Genomic DNA, 3,671 nt, shown 5'->3' with positions numbered 1-3,671 from the left:
TGTGGGTTGTGGGGGCTCCCACACCCCCCCCCCCCCCTAGGTATACCCACTCGCCCCCCCCCCCCGGGGACCCACCCCCCCCCCCCCGCGCGCCGCCGGGCCGCGCCCCGGGCCCGCCCCCCCGCCAGGTACGCGACCGGATGGATCGGGAGTACGCGCAGCCGCTGGATGTCGAGGCGCTGGCGCGTGGTGTGAACATGTCGGCCGGGCACCTCAGCCGCCAGTTCCGGCTCGCGTACGGCGAGTCCCCGTACAGCTACCTCATGACGCGGCGTATCGAACGGGCGATGGCGCTGCTGCGCCGCGGCGACCTCAGCGTCACCGAGGTCTGCTTCGCGGTCGGCTGCTCGTCCCTGGGCACCTTCAGCAGCCGTTTCACCGAACTGGTCGGCGTACCGCCCAGCGCCTACCGGCGCGAAGCCGCGCTCGCGGCGCGAGGGACAGCGGGCAGCGCAGGGGCGGCGGGCAGCGTAGGCACGGCGGACACGGAACGGATGGCAGACGTGGAGGTGGCGGCGGGCGTCGAAGGGGTGGCGGGTATCCCGCCCTGTGTGGCGAAGCAGGTCACCAGGCCGGTCAGAGACCGGTCAGGAATCGAGAAGCGCGCTCCCCGGCCCCGCGCCTAGCGTGAGATCCATGGACATCACCATTCACGCGAGCTTCCTCCCCCACGACGACGCGGACGCCGCGCTGGGCTTCTACCGCGACCTGCTCGGCTTCGAGGTCCGCAAGGACGTCGGTTTCGGTGGGATGCGCTGGATCACCGTCGGCCCCGCCGACCAGCCCGGCACCTCCATCGTCCTGGCGCCTCCGGCCGCCGACCCGGGTGTCACCGACGACGAACGCCGCACCATCACCGAGATGATGGCCAAGGGCACCTACGCCGCCATCCTGCTGGCCACCGCCGACCTCGACGGCACCTTCGCCCGGCTGGCAGCCGGCGATGCCGAGATCGTGCAGGAGCCGATCGAGCAGCCGTACGGCATCCGGGACTGTGCCGTGCGCGACCCCGCGGGCAACATGGTCCGCATCCAGGAGCTGCGCTGAACCGCACCGCCGGACACGCGAGCCGTACCGCCGGACAGGCCGGACCGCACCGCTGCACAGATGGAGTGACAGACACGATGAGCAAGGCCATAGCCAGTGCCTCCGCGGTGGACGCCCCGCACGCTGCCGACAGCCACGACATGATCCGCGTGCACGGCGCACGTGAGAACAACCTGAAGGACGTCAGCATCGAGATCCCGAAGCGCCGTCTGACGGTGTTCACGGGGGTCTCCGGTTCGGGCAAGAGCTCGCTGGTGTTCGACACGATCGCCGCGGAGTCGCAGCGGCTGATCAACGAGACGTACAGCGCGTTCGTGCAGGGCTTCATGCCGACGCTGGCGCGGCCCGAGGTCGACGTACTCGACGGGCTGACCACCGCGATCACCGTCGACCAGCAGCGGCTGGGAGCCGACCCGCGCTCCACTGTCGGCACCGTCACCGACGTCAACGCGATGCTGCGGATCCTCTTCAGCCGGCTGGGCGACCCGCACATCGGCCCGCCCAGTGCCTACTCCTTCAACGTCGCCTCGGTCCGGGCCAGTGGGGCGATCACCGTGGAGCGCGGCGCGAAGACCAAGGCGGAGAAGGCGACTTTCAACCGCACCGGCGGTATGTGCACCCGCTGCGAGGGCCGGGGCAAGGTCTCCGACATCGACCTCACGCAGCTCTACGACGACTCCAAGTCGATCGCCGAAGGCGCGTTCACCATTCCCGGCTGGAAGTCGGACAACGTGTGGACGGTCGGGATCTACGCCGAGTCGGGCTTCCTCGACCCGAACAAGCCGATCCGCAGCTTCACCAAGAAGGAGATGCACGACTTCCTCTACCGAGAGCCGACCAAGGTCAAGGTCAACGGCGTCAACCTCACCTACGAGGGACTGATCCCGAAGATCCAGAAGTCGTTCCTGTCCAAGGACAAGGAGGCGATGCAGCCGCACATCCGGGCGTTCGTGGAGCGGGCCGTCACCTTCACCACCTGCCCTGACTGCGAGGGCACCCGGCTCACCGAGGGCGCCCGCTCGTCCAAGGTCGCCGGGATCAGCATCGCGGACGCCTGCGCGATGGAGATCAGGGATCTGGCCGAGTGGGTACGCGGTCTCACGGAACCCTCGGTCGCACCGCTGCTCACCGCACTACGCGGGACGCTCGACTCGTTCGTGGAGATCGGCCTCGGCTATCTGTCCCTGGACCGGTCATCGGGCACGCTGTCGGGCGGCGAGGCGCAGCGCGTCAAGATGATCCGCCACCTCGGTTCCTCGCTGACCGACGTCACCTACGTTTTCGACGAGCCGACCACGGGTCTGCACCCGCATGACATCCAGCGGATGAACAACCTGCTGCTGCGGCTGCGGGACAAGGGCAACACGGTGCTCGTCGTGGAGCACAAGCCCGAGGTGATCGCGATCGCCGACCATGTGGTGGACCTCGGCCCCGGCGCCGGTACGGCGGGTGGCACCGTCTGCTTCGAGGGCAGCGTGGCGGGGCTGCGGGCCGGGGACACCATCACCGGGCGCCATCTCGACGACCGGGCCGCTCTCAAGGAGGAGGTGCGCAAGCCCACCGGGGCGCTGGAGATCCGCGGCGCGACGGCGAACAACCTCCAGAGCGTCGATGTCGACATCCCGCTCGGGGTGCTGACCGTGCTCACGGGTGTCGCGGGCTCGGGCAAGAGCTCGCTGGTGCACGGCTCGATGCCCAAGGAGGTCGGGGACGAGAGCGTGGTGGCGGTCGACCAGACCCCGATCCGGGGGTCACGGCGCAGCAACCCGGCGACGTACACCGGTCTGCTGGAGCCGATCCGCAAGGCGTTCGCCAAGGCCAACGGGGTGAAGCCGGCGCTGTTCAGCGCCAATTCGGAGGGAGCCTGCCCGACCTGCAACGGCGCCGGGGTGATCTACACCGACCTGGCGATGATGGCCGGGGTGGCCACCACCTGCGAGGACTGCGAGGGGAAGCGGTTCCAGCCCTCGGTGCTGGAGTACCACCTCGGCGGCCGTGACATCAGCGAGGTGCTCGCGATGTCGGTGACGGACGCCGAGCGGTTCTTCGGCGCCGGTGAGGCGCGTACCCCCGCCGCGCACAAGATCCTCGAACGGCTTGTGGACGTCGGGCTCGGCTACCTCAGCCTGGGCCAGCCGCTGACGACGCTGTCCGGCGGCGAGCGGCAGCGGCTGAAGCTGGCCACGCACATGGCCGACAAGGGCGGTGTCTACGTCCTCGACGAACCGACCACCGGTCTGCACCTCGCCGATGTCGAGCAACTGCTCGCCCTGCTCGACCGGCTGGTCGACTCGGGCAAGTCGGTGATCGTCATCGAGCACCACCAGGCGGTCATGGCCCACGCCGACTGGATCATCGACCTGGGCCCCGGCGCGGGCCACGACGGCGGCCGGATCGTCTTCGAGGGCACTCCGGCCGACCTGGTCGCCGCCCGCTCCACGCTGACGGGTGAGCACCTCGCGGACTACGTGGACGCGTAGGCCGGTTCTCACGGCCCGCCGTCCTCAGCGACAGGCTGCCCCGGGGGCGGGGGGGGGGGCCCCCGCCCCGGGGCGCGCGCGGGGGGCGGAGAGTTAGTTAGAGGGGGGGGTGGGTTTGGAGTCACAGCCCCCAGACCGCCCGGG

Annotated in this window: 3 protein-coding genes; all 3 read left to right on the top strand. The window is 70.1% G+C overall.

All coding sequences use genetic code 11. The features are described from left to right. Nucleotides 1-140 precede the first annotated feature (140 nt). Nucleotides 141-626, top strand: a complete 486-nt coding sequence (locus ACFWI9_RS28920; RefSeq protein WP_387166523.1) for a helix-turn-helix transcriptional regulator — start codon at nt 141-143, stop codon at nt 624-626. Nucleotides 627-636: 10 nt separating this feature from the next. Continuing rightward, the gene (locus ACFWI9_RS28915; RefSeq protein ID WP_387166520.1) at nt 637-1,047 is read left to right on the top strand and encodes a VOC family protein; all 411 of its coding nucleotides are present in this window, start codon (nt 637-639) and stop codon (nt 1,045-1,047) included. A gap of 77 nt (nt 1,048-1,124) precedes the next feature. After that, nucleotides 1,125-3,527 (top strand): ATP-binding cassette domain-containing protein, encoded by a 2,403-nt coding sequence (locus ACFWI9_RS28910; RefSeq protein WP_387166517.1) that lies wholly within the window; start codon nt 1,125-1,127, stop codon nt 3,525-3,527. Nucleotides 3,528-3,671: the final 144 nt, after the last annotated feature.

Source organism: Streptomyces sp. NPDC127084 (genome assembly GCF_042724175.1).
Lineage (GTDB): Bacteria > Actinomycetota > Actinomycetes > Streptomycetales > Streptomycetaceae > Streptomyces.
Note: the sequence above shows the minus strand (reverse complement) of the source record. Positions and strands in the feature narration are given on the sequence as shown.

Coding starts and splice junctions, on each gene's coding strand:
- ACFWI9_RS28910 (WP_387166517.1), top strand. CDS start 1,125: ATGAGCAAGGCCATAGCCAGTGCCTCCGCGGTGGACGCCCCGCACGCT.
- ACFWI9_RS28920 (WP_387166523.1), top strand. CDS start 141: ATGGATCGGGAGTACGCGCAGCCGCTGGATGTCGAGGCGCTGGCGCGT.
- ACFWI9_RS28915 (WP_387166520.1), top strand. CDS start 637: ATGGACATCACCATTCACGCGAGCTTCCTCCCCCACGACGACGCGGAC.